The sequence below is a fragment of the Nitratireductor lacus genome, assembly GCF_056431025.1.
The window spans coordinates 25,936-39,041 of the sequence record NZ_JBWKMB010000023.1 but is presented as its reverse complement, the minus strand read 5'-3'; the positions used below and the strand labels follow the sequence as shown (position 1 = coordinate 39,041).

Here is a 13,106-nt window from a genome sequence, read left to right as displayed (position 1 = left end):
TTTCAGGACAACCGGAACAGCGGCGATCCATATTCGACGCTCTCGCCATCCTCGGCCAGTATCGCCACGACAACCCCATCGCGGGGCGCGGTCACGTGATTGAGCGTCTTCATCGCCTCGATAATGCCGAGCACCTGGCCGCTCACCACGGATGCGCCAGGTTCGACGAAGGGCGCTTCCTCGGGACCGGGCCTGCGGAAAAAGGTGCCGAGCATGGGAGCAGGCATGGTTTCCCCCTCGACCTCGTTCGTCGCGATCTGCGGGGATGCGATCAGGGGCGGTTCGCTCGACTCCGGAGCGCATACGGCCATCCCGGCTTCCGCCAGAACGCGAATTTTCGTATCGCCTTCGGTGATTTCCAGTTCCGCTATTCCGCCACCTCTCACGAGGTCGACATAAGCCTTGATCCTGTCGAGTTCCACGGTCTTCCGGCTCCCCGTTCTTTAAGGGAAGTCATGACGAAAAGACGACGCGCAAAAAAGCGATAAATTCGCATTTTGAATCATTCATAAAAAAGATAAACGGACAATGCGGGGTTCGGCGACGGCTCTGCCGGCCCAAGACATCCCGGAAACTCGGACGCAAGAAGAATGCCCATCCCTTGCAACATACCCGCTCCATGCCGCGCGCGTAGCGGCCGGAGCACCGAGAACTCTACCAAACTCATAAAATAAAGCGATCAAATACGATCTATTATTATCGCTATTCAGTATGGAATAATTATGAAACTGTAAATAGCTGATAACAAAGGGCCTTTCCGCGAAACCTTGCCGTCTGCACGGGCTCTCACAGAAAAGGGGAAATCCATGTTCAAATCACTTCTCTCTCTCGCATTCACAGCGTCGATGGCACTCGGCGCGACATCGGCCGTGGCGCAGACCAATTGGGACCTGCCGCTTGCCTGGCCTGCTGACAACTACATCACCAAGAACGAACAGCGCTTCGCCGACGAGGTAAAGGCTGCGACCAATGGTGAAGTGGCAATCACGCTGCATCCCGGCGGCTCGCTGGGCTTCAAGGGCCCCGAGATGTTCTCCGCCGTTCGCGATGGCCTGGTGCCAATCGGCGACATGCTGCTCAACCAGCAGGTGGGCGAGAACAAGTTGATGGGTCTTGAATCCCTGCCCTATCTGATCGGCAGCTTCGACGAACTACGTGCGTTCCAGAAGCACTATCGTCCGCTTTTGGACGAGGTGTTCGGCGCCGCGAACCAGAAGGTGCTCTTCACCATTCCCTGGCCGCAGCAGCAGATCTTCACCAAGACCGAGATCAGCGCTATTGGCGACATGAGCGGTATCAAGATTCGTTCCTACGACAAATCCTCGACGGAGATCTTTCAGGCCGCCGGCATGACGGCGGTGCAGCTTCCCTGGGGCGAGGTCATACCGTCGCTCGCCGCCGGCGCCATCGACGCCGTCGCCACCTCGTCTCCCTCGGCCATCGACGGTGCATTTTGGGAGTTCCTGAAATACGCCTATCCGACCCGTCAGACGTGGAACACCAATGTGGTGAGCGTCAATCTGGACGCCTGGAACGCCCTGAGCGAAGAGCAGCAGGGCCAGATTTCGGCCATCGCCGAGAAGCTGGAACCGGAATTCTGGGCCGCCGCTCAGGAGGTCGACACCAATGCGATGAAGACGCTCGCCGACAATGGCATGGTGGTCGGCGATCTCTCCGAGGGGACCCGCACCGAACTGCGCGAGCGCGCCGCGCCACTGCGCAAGGCCGCCCTTAACGAGATGGGCGACAAGGCCAAGGCCGTTGTCGAAGCTTTCCAGAAGCAGTAATCAATAAGCGCGCCGGCTAACAAAGCCGGCGCTGCTCTCTTGCCCGCTGGGCGGGCACCCGCATGCGAGACTGCGGCAGCTCGCGCTCGCATCCTTCTTTCCAGGAGAGAAACCGATGTGGCAGGCCGTCAATTCGCTGGTCGATCGCTTTTCCCGCATGCTCGCCTATCTTTCCGGCGGCGCGATTCTGCTTATCGCCATTATGCAGATGGCCGAGATCGTCCTGCGCAACGGAGCAGGCATAAGCCTGCCCTTCGTGTGGGAATACGCCTCCTATCTCCATGTCAGCGCCATTTTTCTGGGCGCGGCCTTCACGCTTCGGACCGACGGCCATATCCGCGTCACGCTGATCCGCGGTCTCAACCCACGCCTCTTCGAAATCGTGGCAACTGTGGTTGGACTGGCGATCTCCGCCTATCTGACCAAGGCTCTTTTCGGATTGGCCTGGGGATATGGCGCTACCGGGCGCACTTCCGGCACAATCAATAATGTCCCGCTTGTCATTCCGGCCATCTTCGTCTCGGCGGGTGCCGCGATGCTGACGCTGCAACTTGCGCTTCGTCTCGTCCAGACGATCGTCGGCAGCCCGCTCGTGGTGCCGTGGAACGAGACTTCGCGGGCCGATTGAGCGGAAGGAAACCCAAACGATGCCAATTCTCACGACGATTGCCCTGTTCCTCCTGCTCCTGACCAGTGGCGCCTGGGTCGGCCTCGCCCTGATGGGCGTGGGCATTGGCGGGCTCAGCCTGTTTCGCTCCTTGCCGGTGGACAAAGTCCTTGCGCAGACCGTCTGGAACGGGCTCACCTCGCCGGAGCTGGTGGCCCTTCCGCTGTTCATCCTCATGGCGGAGCTCCTGTTCCGCTCGCGCTTCATTGACGGGCTTTTCAGCGCGCTCGAACCGTGGGTGCGCCGCCTGCCCGGCGGGCTCCTGCATACGAACGTGCTCGGCTGCACCTTCTTCGCCCTCATCTCGGGCTCCTCGGCGGCCACGACCAGCGCCGTCGGCCGCATCACGGTGCGCGAACTGGAAAAGCGAGGCTATGAACGCTCGGTCGTCATGGGCTCGCTGGCCGGAGCCGGCACGCTGGGTTTCCTCATCCCGCCAAGCGTGATCCTGATCATCTACGGCGTTCTCGCGCAGACCTCGGTTCTCAAGCTCTTTGCCGCCGGCATTCTGCCGGGCCTCCTCCTGGCGGGCATGTTCGTGCTCTATCTCGGCATCCGCGCTATCGTCCTGAAGCGGCAATATGAACCCGAGCAGAGTTCTTCCAAAAACATCTGGAAGGAACGCCTGCGCGCCTTTCCCACGCTCCTGCCCTTCTTCATCCTGATGGGCGTGCTGCTCGGCTCCATGTATGGCGGCTTCGCAAGCCCGTCGGAGGCGGCCGCCGTCGCCGTTTTCATGACGCTCGTCATCATGGCGGTGGAAGGCACGCTCAGCGTCAAGGCCATGACGGACGCCTGCCTCGGCACGGCGCGCACGGCAAGCATGCTGGGGCTTATCATTGCGGCAGCCTCGTTCCTCTCGACCGCGGTGGTCTATCTCGGCCTGCCGCAGGCGATTTCCGCACAAATCAACGCGCTCGATCTCAGCCCCATGATGCTCATCGCGCTTCTGGTCGTGATCTACATCGTGCTCGGTTGTTTCCTCGAAGGCATGTCGCTCATCGTCATGACGCTGCCCATCGTGCTGCCGCTGGTCACCAATGTGGGATACGACAAGATTTGGTTCGGTGTCTTCCTCGTAATCGTCGTGGAAATGGCGCAGATCACACCGCCGGTCGGTCTCAATCTCTTCGTCATCCAGGGTCTTACGGGCGAGAAGCTCGGACGGATCGCCAAGGCGGTCTTTCCCTTCTTTCTCATCATGATCGCCTTTGTGTTCCTGCTGGCCGCATTTCCTGAGATCGCGACCTTCCTGCCCGGCAAACTCTGATCGTTCTCAAGGCGCGCGCATGACAAGGCCCCGCGAGCCTAGGAAACCCGGGTTCCCAATGCCGAAAGACGGTGGAAGCACACCCTCCAATAAAGTCGCAATTTTCATAATAAAACATCAATAATTATCGCTATTACTCATGCGTTAGCTTGATTATGGTCCTTAAAGCGCCGCATGGCGCATACGATGAGGTATGGGAAATGATGCTGAAACTGGCTGAGAGAGTCATCATGCTGAAGCCGTCGGCGAGTATCGCCGCAAAGAAGATGGTGACGGAGCTGGAGGCGGCGGGCCGCAAGATCCTGGATTTCACCATCGGCGAGCCGGACCTTCCAACGCCGCCGCACATCGTCGAAGCGGCGATTTCAGCCATGAGGAACGGCGACACGCATTACACCGCATCCGCCGGCACGCCGGCCCTGCGCGAAGCGGTGGCCCGCAAAGTCGCCCGCGAGAAGGGGCTTGCCTGCAAGGCCGAAAACGTGGTCGTCGGCTGCGGCGCAAAACAGCTTATCTACGAAGCGTTCGCAACCACCGTCGAGGCCGGCGTTGATGTCATCGTTCCGGCTCCCTATTGGGTTTCCTATCCCGATATCGTCGGGTTGCAGGGCGGACGCCCGGTGATCGCCACGGCAGACGCCGAAGATGACTTCAAGCTCACTCCAGTAGCGCTCGAAGCGGCCATCACACCGGCCACGCGGTGGCTGGTGCTCAACGCGCCCAACAACCCCACCGGGGCTTTCTATTCCCGCGAGGAACTCGCCGCGTTGGCCGACGTCTTACGCCGCTATCCGCATGTGTGGATCATGACCGACGAGATCTACGAAAATCTCTTCTATGAAGGCGAGCGCTCACCGAGCATCGTCGAGGTGGCGCCCGATCTCGCCGAGCGCTCGCTTCTCATCAGTGGAGTTTCCAAAGCCTATGCAATGACAGGCTGGCGCGTCGGCTATGCGGTCGGCCCCAAGCCGCTGATCGATGCCATGACCAAGCTGCTCAGCCAAAGCACCACCTGTCCCAGTTCCATCAGCCAGGCGGCGACCGTCGCGGCGCTCGACGGCGACCAGAGCTGCATCGAGGAGGCGACCGCGCTTTATCGCAAGCGGCGCGACAGGATGGTCGAGCTTCTCAGGCAAGCGCCCGGCCTCGATGTGCGTGCACCCTCCGGCGCTTTTTATCTCTACCCTTGCGTGGCCGGACTTATTGGCAAAACGACACCGGCCGGCAAGGTTCTCAAAACCGACACGGACGTGGCTCTCTATCTGCTGGAAGCCGCCAATGTCGCAGTGGTGGATGGCAGCGCCTACGGGCTCTCGCCCTATATTCGCTTTTCCTTCGCTACCGGCATGGAAATCATTGAGCAGGGGTGCGCCAATGTCGTCACCGCCTGCGAAGCACTTTTTGCCAACGAACCCCGCCAGTCGGCCACCGCGTGAAAGGCCCGGATCATGATCGGAAACCGCATTTTCCCGAATGCCGCTCAGGCGGACCCCGCCATCATCGAAGCCTTTCGTTCCAGCGCTACGGCGATCATCAGCGACAATCTCGAGCGTGTGCCCGGAGCCATCGGGCTGCGCCCCTTCCACAAGACAGGCGAAGTGATGGTAGGCACGGCCCTGACCGTGCGCGTGGCAGCAGGCGACAACTTATTCATTCACAAGGCGCTGGAGCAGATACGTCCGGGAGAAGTCCTTGTAGTCGATGGCGAAGGACATGAAAACCGTGCACTGGTCGGCGAGATCATGACCTCTATCGGTGCATCACGCGGAGCCGTGGGCTTCGTCATCAATGGATCGATCCGCGACGCTGGCGCACTCGCACAAAGCTCGTTTCCCTGCTTCGCCCGCTCGGCCATCCACCGCGGCCCCTACAAGAATGGTCCAGGTGAGATCAATGTTCCCGTTTCCATCGGAGGCTTCGTGATCGAACCGGGAGACATCGTGGTCGGCGATGAGGACGGGATCGTAGCCTTTCCGCAATCGATTGCCGGAGAATTGCTGAGCTGCGTGCGCGCGCAGGAGGCAAAGGAAGCCGAGATCATGAAGAGCATTGCCGAAGGCACATACAAGGGCGCTTATGGCAAACCCTCTGGTCCTGCTGCCTGACCGCAGCATGTCAGGGCACCTCCTTCTTCTGCGAGCACATCCTTGGCGGGCTCTTGCCCGTGACGGGATAATCCGCAGAGTGTATGCCGGACCTGTTAGGCCGGCAGAGGGAGTGCGACCGCTTGATTACCTTCAAACAGCTTGAAGCGATCTACTGGATCACCGAGCTCGGGAGCTTTGCAGCCGCTGCCGATCGCCTCAATACGACGCAGTCGGCGATCTCAAAGCGGGTGCAGGAGCTGGAGCAACAGTTCAGCGTCGAGATTTTCGACCGCTCCAAGCGCACCGCGCGGCTGACTGAGAAGGGGCAGGAAATCCTGCATTACGCCAGGTCCCTTCTTGAGGAGCGCGACAATTTCATCGAGCGTATCAGCTCAAGCCAAGTCCTGATCCGGCATTTCCGGCTTGGGGTCACGGAGCTGACCGCCATGACCTGGCTTCCCCAGCTCGTGAAGGAGATCAAGACAGAGTATCCCCGCGTCAGCATCGAGCCGGAAGTCGAGCTCAGTGCAACGCTCTTTGATCGTCTTATGGACGACACGATTGACCTGATCGTCATTCCAGATGTGTTCAACGATTCACGCTGCGTTACGGTGCCGCTGAAGGCCGTGGAAAATGCCTGGATGGGCGTACCGGAATCGCATACGGGTGAGGATCCTCTATCGCTAAAAGAGCTTTCGAACTTTACAATGCTAGTTCAAGGCACACGATCCGGAACCGGCCTTGTCTATGGCCGCTGGCTCTCCGAGCACAACATCACGCCCTCCAAGACAATCCATTGCGAAAGCATGCTGGCGCAGATCGGCTTTACGGTTTCAGGCCTCGGCGTGAGTTACCTCCCGGTGCCGGCAGTCTCGCAACTCGTGCAAGATGGCAGGCTGAAACACATCCCCACACAAATCAGGTTGCCGCATGTGCGCTATGCGGTTCTCTATCGCCATGACCGCAGTTCGAGTTTCAAGAAGCGCATTGCCGAAATGGCGCAACAAAGTTGCGATTTTCGGACCTTTTTCGCAGAGTCCCAATGAGGATTGTTGGGTTTCGGGATCCGTCCGAGACTTGCGGGTGATTTAGGCTCCGGATGGAACGATCTGCACTACCTCTGCCCTATGGCCAGGATGGATTTGGACGATCTCGGCAACCCAGAAATCCTCCCTTCTCCGTTAAGCCCAAATTGTCTCATTGGTGCTGACGTCGGACACACGCCACCACAGACGCAAAGCTCCAGGAGTTGCGGCGAGAGCATGGCGTTACGGTCCTTGCGTCCCTTGCCCTGTTCGACGCGGATCAGCATGCGGGTCAAGTCGATATCGTCGACCTTGAGATGAGCGCCCTTGGAGACACGCAAGCCCGCGCCATAGGTACACCGAGCGCTGCCTTGTGTTTGATGCCTGGCGCTGCCTCGAGCAGGCGTGCAACTTCCTCCACGCTCAGCACCTCTAGCAGATTGCGCGGACTGCGGGTTATGACCAGAGTTCGCGCAAGATCCCGCCGGTTCAGCGTTACCGTAAGCAGAAGCGCAGCGCCGAAACCGTGCTGTTAATCGTCGGCGGGCACACGCCGGTCTCATGCTGATGCAACTGGTAGTGCCGGATGTCATCGGCGGTCGCTGTGTCGGGAGGGGACCGTCCTCTTCCATCGGATAGCAATTGGAACGCGGCCACGGAGACGAGGATCCCGACACGAAGTGTACTCGCCAGGTGCTTGTGGTTCGAATTCGGCGAGACATTGTGCGTCTTGTGAGGCGGGCTCTGGGATCACTCCGCTAGGTAACGGATATGCGGGCGGCTATGGTGTGAAAGCCGACTGACATGCGCCTTCACCCGGAATACTTCGCGTAGAATGTCTTCCGTTAGCACGGCTTCCGGCGATCCGTAGGCAACGACGGACCCTGACCGCAGCACCACGATCCGGTCGCAGAACATGGCGGCGGTGTTGAGGTCGTGCAGGGCCACGACACTTGTCTGGTGGAGATCGCGGACCATGCGCATGATCTCGATCTGATGATGGATATCGAGGTGATTGGTGGGTTCGTCGAGGAACATGATCTGTGGTGTCTGAGCCAGGGCCCGCGCTATGTGCACACGCTGGCGTTCACCGCCCGACAATGTTTGCCATGCCTGCGCTTGATGCGCGGCCATCTCAACGCGGTCGAGTGCCGATGCGACGGCGGCTTCATCGGCCGCCGCCCAGCCAGCCAAGGCGGATCGGTGCGGCGTTCTCCCCAGCCGTACGACATCGCGGACGGTGACATTGGTGTCTGTCGTCGCGTTCTGCTGCACGAAAGCGACCTGCCTGGACAACGCGCGGCGGGGCACTCGCGCGATGTCCTCCGCGTTGATTTCCACTCGCCCCGCATGGGGCCGCTTCAAACCCGCCAAGAGCCGTAACAGCGATGACTTTCCGGAACCGTTGGGGCCGATCAAGCCCAGCGTCTCGCCCCGCGCAATGGCTAGCGACACATCGTCGATGATCGTCTTGCCTCTGACACCCCAAACGAGATTCTGCGCGACAACGCTCATGTCTGCGGCCTCGCTCGGTAGAGGATGATGGCGAAGAACGGTACCCCGACGAGAGCCGTGACAACGCCGATCGGAATGGTCTGCTGCGCGACGATCACCCGCGAGACGATATCGGCGACGACCATGAAGACCGAACCGACGACGGCACACGCTGGAAGCAGCCGCAAATGCATCGGTCCAACGACGCATCGAGCCGCATGAGGCACGACGAGGCCGACGAACCCGATCGCGCCCACCATGCTGACGATCGTTGCCGTCACCATCGCAGTTGCGGCAAACAGGACGAGGCGGATGCGCGCGACCGGCACCCCGAGCGCCGCCGCATCTTCGTCTCCGAAGGTGAAGGCATCGAGTGCACGTGCCATCCAGATGCAGATGGCGAGGCTTACGATGACGACGACCACGAGAAGCTGGAAGTCGGGCCAGCGCACGCCGCCGAAGCTGCCGAGCAGCCAGAACATCACGTCGCGCGCCTGCTGGGCATTGCCCGATGTGGTGACGATATAAGAGGTCAGCGCGTTGAAGAGCTGCGATGCGGCGACACCGGCGAGAATTGTGTGGTTTGGCCCGCTGGTGGCGCCGTTCGATAGGATCGCTACCAGCCCGAAGGCTGCGAACGCGCCGGAAAAGGCGCCGAGGGATAGCGACAGGCTTCCCGCGCCGACACCCAGCACGATCACGCACACCGCCCCCGTGGAAGCCCCGGCGGAAACGCCGAGCACGAACGGCTCGGCTAGCGCGTTGCGCAGAAGTGCCTGCAGGATGGCGCCGCACAGCGACAGACCGGCGCCTGCCAGCGCCGCGACCAGTGCCCGGCTCAACCTCAGGTTCCAGACCACGCTTTGCTCGATCGGGGGAACTTCGGCCGACGTGAGGCCGAGTTCGTTCGTCACCGCCAGGAAGACGGTGCGAACAGCGATGTTGTAATCGCCGATCGCGGTCGCGAATGCGATCGCGATGACGAGAACGGCCATGGACAAAATGAGGGACAGGGCGATTTTGAACGCGCCCCCGTCCCGTGCGTCGGCGGTCATTGCGGCAGATCGAACGTCCTGAGCTGCCGAGCCAATTCCTCGGCGCCGTAGAGTGTGCGGATGCTCGGATTCATGGCCGCGCCGCTCATGACCGCGATGCGGCCATCCTTGACGGCATCCATCTGGCTGACGGATGGATCCGAGGTCAGGAACGCGATCTTGTTGTCAGCCTCGTCAAGCCCCCAGCGCTCGCGGTCGACCTGCGCCGCTACGATGACAGTCGGGTCGGAAGCCATGATGCCCTCCCAGCCGAGTGCGGGCCATTCCGCTTCGGTTTTCAAGGCGTTCGAGCCGCCGAGAAGATGGGCTATGTAGCCGGACGGCCCGTTACCGCCGGCCAGATAGGCGTCGTCGGAGGGCGACGAGCTGGAGAACCAGAACAGGAAGGTCAGGTTGCCGCGCGCGGGAAATTCATCGCGCAGTGCCGCCTCGCGCGCCTTCAAGTCGGAGATCAGCGCCTCGCCACGGTCGGCGACGTCGAAGATATGCGATATATCCTTGATCTCCTTGTAGAGCAGATCCATCGACCACAGGTCTTCGCGCAGACCGTAGACGCTGGTCGACGCACTGTTGCTGGAATTTTCCGTGTCGGCCACCACCGAGCAGGCGCTCGGCGAAAGATAGGTCGGGATGCCAAGGTCCTCGAAGTCGCTGCGCTTGGCCACCTTGCTGTCCGGGCCCAGCAGTGTTGTCAACATCGCCGCCACAAAATCGGGTTGCTTCGACAGGACGGATTCGAGCGTTGGGAACTCGACCGTCAGCACCTCGACCTCCTCATTGGCCTCTTCGAGCTCGGGAAGAACCTTATTCGGCCAGAAAGCTGTCGCCGCCATCCGGTCATCGAGGCCAAGCAGCAACATGATCTCGGCGCTGTTCTGTCCCAGCGCCACTGCGTTCCGAGGTGCCTGTTCGAACGTGACGCTCTGCCCGCAATTCTCGATTGTAAGGGGATAGGAGGTGGTTTCCGCTTGTACTGCCGTGGCAGCCAGTGACGCGGCGACGCTCCCTGCAACGACCAGACTCTTGTTCCGCATCCGTAGACTCCGTTTCCGACTAAAACCGCGAGGCACCGATTACTTGGGGATCGCGTTAAAAACAAGAGAGATTCCATCATGTTTTCAATATCCGCTGTGTTGCTACAGATGCGCGACAGACAAGCACCTGACACTCAGCGACTGAGCCGACACACCGACTCGTGTGTTCAAGCCTCCTTTCGACATGTGGTATGGGCGCACGTATGTCCGCTTCCGCGACAACTCACTGTGGCTCTAAAGCACGGTCTCAGGGGCGCAATGTATGAACTGCCTTCCCGTGCAAGCGATTTGTCGATGTTCCGTTGACCCTGCTTCTATGTATTCGGTCTTTGTTCGGGGATCGTGATTACCCCTGACCAAGATGAGAAGTCGCGCGCGCTGTGTCTCGCTAGGTCATCGGCACTCGAAGGCCATGCTCCCCGTCAGGCTCACAAAACGCCGATTGGCCGTTGATCCATCTTCACTCCGCTCGCAGATTCCTTCTCAGTCGATCGTGTTCACATCGTCACCATCATGCGCCAGCGAGCGCGCTGTGCCGATACCGTTCCCCCTTTGTCAGTACGGCCCATGCGATGCGTGCGAGCTTGTTTGCCATCGCGACGGCCGCGACGTTCACATGTGCTCGTTCCTTCAAGCCATCTGACCATCGGGCAATGGGCGACGTTCTATCCTTCACAAGATGGAGGACTGTTCGCGCACCATGGATAAACAGCTTTCGCAGGTATCTGTTGCCGTGCTTCGAGATTCCAATCAGCCTGGCTTTGCCACCAGTCGTGATCTGACGCGGCACGAGGCCGAGCCAGGCCGATAGATCCCTGGCTTTCGCGAAGCATCCACCGTCACCAACAGCGGCAACAAGTGCACTTGCAATAGTCGGACCGATGCTCGGTATCTCCATTAAGCGCCGCATGTCCGCATTGCTGCGTGCATGCGCTGCAATCTCCGTATCGAAATCCGCGACCCTATCATTGATCGCAGTCAATTCCTCGGCCATGTTCGAGAGGATCGCGATCATCGCCGGTGACAGCTGTTTCGAGGGATCGGCGATCAACTGGCCAAGAGCCCGCTGAAACACGTGCCGACCGGTCCCGATGCGAACTCCGCGCTCCATCAGGAATCCACGTGCCTGATTGATCAGACGGGTCCGGTTGTGCACCAGACGCTCTCTGGCGCGGTGCAAAGCTTGTAGATCGAGCTGTTCTTCGGACTTCACCGCGACAAATGACATGGTTGGACGTGTGGCCGCTTCTGCGATTGCCTCAGCATCCCGGTCGTCGTTCTTGTGCACCTTTACATAGGGGCGCACATAAAGCGGCGACATCAGTCGCGGCTCGTGGCCCTGCTCGACGCAGAAGCGTCCGATATGATGGGCACCACCACAGGCCTCCATGGCAACAATGCAGGGCGGTAACGAAGACAGAAGGTCCAGCAGTCGGAAGCGCTGAATGCGCCTGCTCAGAACCAAGGTGCCTCGCTCATCCGGGCCAGCAATACTGCAGATCGTCTTTCCAAGATCGATACCAAGAACCGCGATAACCATCAGGATGCTCCTTCTGCTCCACCATTTGCCCGCGAAGATAGCCGCGTTCGGGGTAGGAAGGCAGTTCATCCCATTAGGTCAAACCGTTCCACGCACTGCGCGGCCCGAGGCTCGCGTCGAAACTACACGAAATGGATGGCATACACTTCCTCCCGCCCGTGACATTGTGCGGTCGCTTTTGCGGCGCATCCAGCTAGACTACCGCAGTTCGGCCCGCTCTTTCCGCAAGAAGTCTAGCCGTGAACAGGTCCAGATGGGCACCGCCCACATTCTTGCACACCGTGATCTCTTCCTCAGATTGCCTCCCCGATTTCACATCAGAGCACAATTCGAAGAAATCGGCCTTCACGTCGTCCCAATCGATGACGCCGTCACGAACCGGACGGGCGAGGTCGCCCGCACCCTCCATGCCCTGACGGGTATCGACGAAGATCGTGCCGCGTCTCATGGCCTCGTCATCAGTCTCGCGCATATGGGGCAAATAGGCACCGACGAGATCCAGATGGACGCCTGGTTTGAACAAACGCCCCTTCACCAGCGGCTCCTCGGCCATGGTTACACAGGAGATGATGTCCGCCTGGCAGACAGCCTCGTCGAGGTTTTCGACAGCCTGCGCGGTTACTGGACCTTCAATAGATGAAGCAAGCGCCTTCGCCCGATCATGTGTGCGGTTCCAGATCAGGACGCGCTGTATGCCGGGCCGGGCAGCGCGGTGGGCAGCGACCATATGCGGCGCAAGACCGCCCGCTCCGACGATGAGCAGCGTCTCTGCGTCCCGTCTTGCCAGAAGTCGTGCGCCCAGCGCTGAATCGGCTGCGGTTTTGCGGAAGGTCATGGCCTCGCCATCTACAGCCAAAAGCGGGGTGCCGGTCCGAGCGTCGAAAACGCACACGAGGCCCTGCACCGAGGCCTGCGGCGGCATGAGGGTCAGGTTTTGAGGGAATACCCCGACCATCTTGACCACGATGATGTCCTGCTGATTCCAGCCAACGAGCGTCACGAACTTGTTCGGCCCGCCCTCAGGCTCATCCGCAATCAGGTTGGCCGTCTCCGGCATAACCCCGTGATGCGCCTGTTCGAGCGCGTCGATCAGCGAGGCATAGTCAAGAGTTTCGTGCACGGTTTGAGCATCGATGTATTGCATGAA

At 60.2% G+C, this 13,106-nt stretch carries 13 protein-coding genes; 6 read left to right on the top strand and 7 right to left on the bottom strand.

The annotated features are described in order from the left end of the window. Positions 1-2: 2 nt before the first annotated feature. Positions 3-422 carry an acetyl-CoA carboxylase biotin carboxyl carrier protein gene (locus tag AC07E3_RS17745; RefSeq protein ID WP_478363736.1) on the bottom strand — a complete coding sequence of 140 codons (420 nt, stop codon included), beginning with the start codon at positions 420-422 and terminating at the stop codon, positions 3-5. 384 nt (positions 423-806) lie between these two features. On the opposite strand from AC07E3_RS17745, the gene AC07E3_RS17740 reads away from it, so the two are divergent. The 6 genes from AC07E3_RS17740 to AC07E3_RS17715 all read left to right on the top strand — a co-directional run bounded on the left by AC07E3_RS17740 (position 807) and on the right by AC07E3_RS17715 (position 6,857). Further along, the gene (locus AC07E3_RS17740; protein ID WP_478363734.1) at positions 807-1,787 is read left to right on the top strand and encodes a TRAP transporter substrate-binding protein; all 981 of its coding nucleotides are present in this window, start codon (positions 807-809) and stop codon (positions 1,785-1,787) included. A 115-nt stretch (positions 1,788-1,902) separates the two neighbouring features. Further along, a complete protein-coding gene (locus tag AC07E3_RS17735; protein ID WP_478363732.1) occupies positions 1,903-2,415 on the top strand; it encodes a TRAP transporter small permease in 513 nt (170 codons plus the stop codon). Between the two features lie 19 nt (positions 2,416-2,434). Beyond that, positions 2,435-3,724, top strand: a complete 1,290-nt coding sequence (locus AC07E3_RS17730) for a TRAP transporter large permease (protein ID WP_478363730.1) — start codon at positions 2,435-2,437, stop codon at positions 3,722-3,724. 203 nt (positions 3,725-3,927) lie between these two features. Continuing rightward, complete coding sequence (locus tag AC07E3_RS17725) at positions 3,928-5,160, top strand: aminotransferase class I/II-fold pyridoxal phosphate-dependent enzyme (protein WP_478363771.1); 1,233 nt, start codon at positions 3,928-3,930, stop codon at positions 5,158-5,160. A gap of 12 nt (positions 5,161-5,172) precedes the next feature. Further along, positions 5,173-5,829, top strand: coding sequence for an RraA family protein (locus tag AC07E3_RS17720; RefSeq protein WP_478363728.1), 657 nt, complete (start codon positions 5,173-5,175; stop codon positions 5,827-5,829). Between the two features lie 122 nt (positions 5,830-5,951). Beyond that, complete coding sequence (locus AC07E3_RS17715) at positions 5,952-6,857, top strand: LysR family transcriptional regulator (protein WP_478363726.1); 906 nt, start codon at positions 5,952-5,954, stop codon at positions 6,855-6,857. A gap of 68 nt (positions 6,858-6,925) precedes the next feature. Here the strand turns inward: AC07E3_RS17715 and AC07E3_RS17710 are convergent, their stop codons facing one another. The 6 genes from AC07E3_RS17710 to AC07E3_RS17685 form a co-directional block, all read right to left on the bottom strand. Further along, positions 6,926-7,399 (bottom strand): tyrosine-type recombinase/integrase, encoded by a 474-nt coding sequence (locus tag AC07E3_RS17710; protein WP_478363769.1) that lies wholly within the window; start codon positions 7,397-7,399, stop codon positions 6,926-6,928. A gap of 187 nt (positions 7,400-7,586) precedes the next feature. Then, positions 7,587-8,351, bottom strand: coding sequence for an ABC transporter ATP-binding protein (locus AC07E3_RS17705; RefSeq protein WP_478363724.1), 765 nt, complete (start codon positions 8,349-8,351; stop codon positions 7,587-7,589). Then, positions 8,348-9,385 (bottom strand): FecCD family ABC transporter permease, encoded by a 1,038-nt coding sequence (locus tag AC07E3_RS17700; protein ID WP_478363722.1) that lies wholly within the window; start codon positions 9,383-9,385, stop codon positions 8,348-8,350. The genes AC07E3_RS17705 and AC07E3_RS17700 overlap by 4 nt, the downstream gene beginning before the upstream one ends. Further along, entirely contained in the window at positions 9,382-10,419 is a 1,038-nt protein-coding gene (locus tag AC07E3_RS17695; protein WP_478363720.1) for an ABC transporter substrate-binding protein, read from the bottom strand. Before AC07E3_RS17695 ends, AC07E3_RS17700 begins: the two co-directional genes overlap by 4 nt. Positions 10,420-10,930: 511 nt before the next feature. Further along, the gene (locus AC07E3_RS17690) at positions 10,931-11,959 is read right to left on the bottom strand and encodes an IS110 family RNA-guided transposase (RefSeq protein WP_478363718.1); all 1,029 of its coding nucleotides are present in this window, start codon (positions 11,957-11,959) and stop codon (positions 10,931-10,933) included. A 193-nt stretch (positions 11,960-12,152) separates the two neighbouring features. Continuing rightward, complete coding sequence (locus tag AC07E3_RS17685) at positions 12,153-13,103, bottom strand: ornithine cyclodeaminase family protein (protein ID WP_478363716.1); 951 nt, start codon at positions 13,101-13,103, stop codon at positions 12,153-12,155. Positions 13,104-13,106 lie beyond the last annotated feature (3 nt).

Bases quoted from the DNA above. Each gene is read 5' to 3' on its own strand.
- AC07E3_RS17695 (WP_478363720.1), bottom strand. From the start codon at position 10,419: ATGCGGAACAAGAGTCTGGTCGTTGCAGGGAGCGTCGCCGCGTCACTG.
- AC07E3_RS17735 (WP_478363732.1), top strand. From the start codon at position 1,903: ATGTGGCAGGCCGTCAATTCGCTGGTCGATCGCTTTTCCCGCATGCTC.
- AC07E3_RS17690 (WP_478363718.1), bottom strand. From the start codon at position 11,959: ATGGTTATCGCGGTTCTTGGTATCGATCTTGGAAAGACGATCTGCAGT.
- AC07E3_RS17720 (WP_478363728.1), top strand. From the start codon at position 5,173: ATGATCGGAAACCGCATTTTCCCGAATGCCGCTCAGGCGGACCCCGCC.
- AC07E3_RS17725 (WP_478363771.1), top strand. From the start codon at position 3,928: ATGCTGAAACTGGCTGAGAGAGTCATCATGCTGAAGCCGTCGGCGAGT.
- AC07E3_RS17710 (WP_478363769.1), bottom strand. From the start codon at position 7,399: ATGAGACCGGCGTGTGCCCGCCGACGATTAACAGCACGGTTTCGGCGC.
- AC07E3_RS17685 (WP_478363716.1), bottom strand. From the start codon at position 13,103: ATGCAATACATCGATGCTCAAACCGTGCACGAAACTCTTGACTATGCC.
- AC07E3_RS17700 (WP_478363722.1), bottom strand. From the start codon at position 9,385: ATGACCGCCGACGCACGGGACGGGGGCGCGTTCAAAATCGCCCTGTCC.
- AC07E3_RS17730 (WP_478363730.1), top strand. From the start codon at position 2,435: ATGCCAATTCTCACGACGATTGCCCTGTTCCTCCTGCTCCTGACCAGT.
- AC07E3_RS17705 (WP_478363724.1), bottom strand. From the start codon at position 8,351: ATGAGCGTTGTCGCGCAGAATCTCGTTTGGGGTGTCAGAGGCAAGACG.
- AC07E3_RS17740 (WP_478363734.1), top strand. From the start codon at position 807: ATGTTCAAATCACTTCTCTCTCTCGCATTCACAGCGTCGATGGCACTC.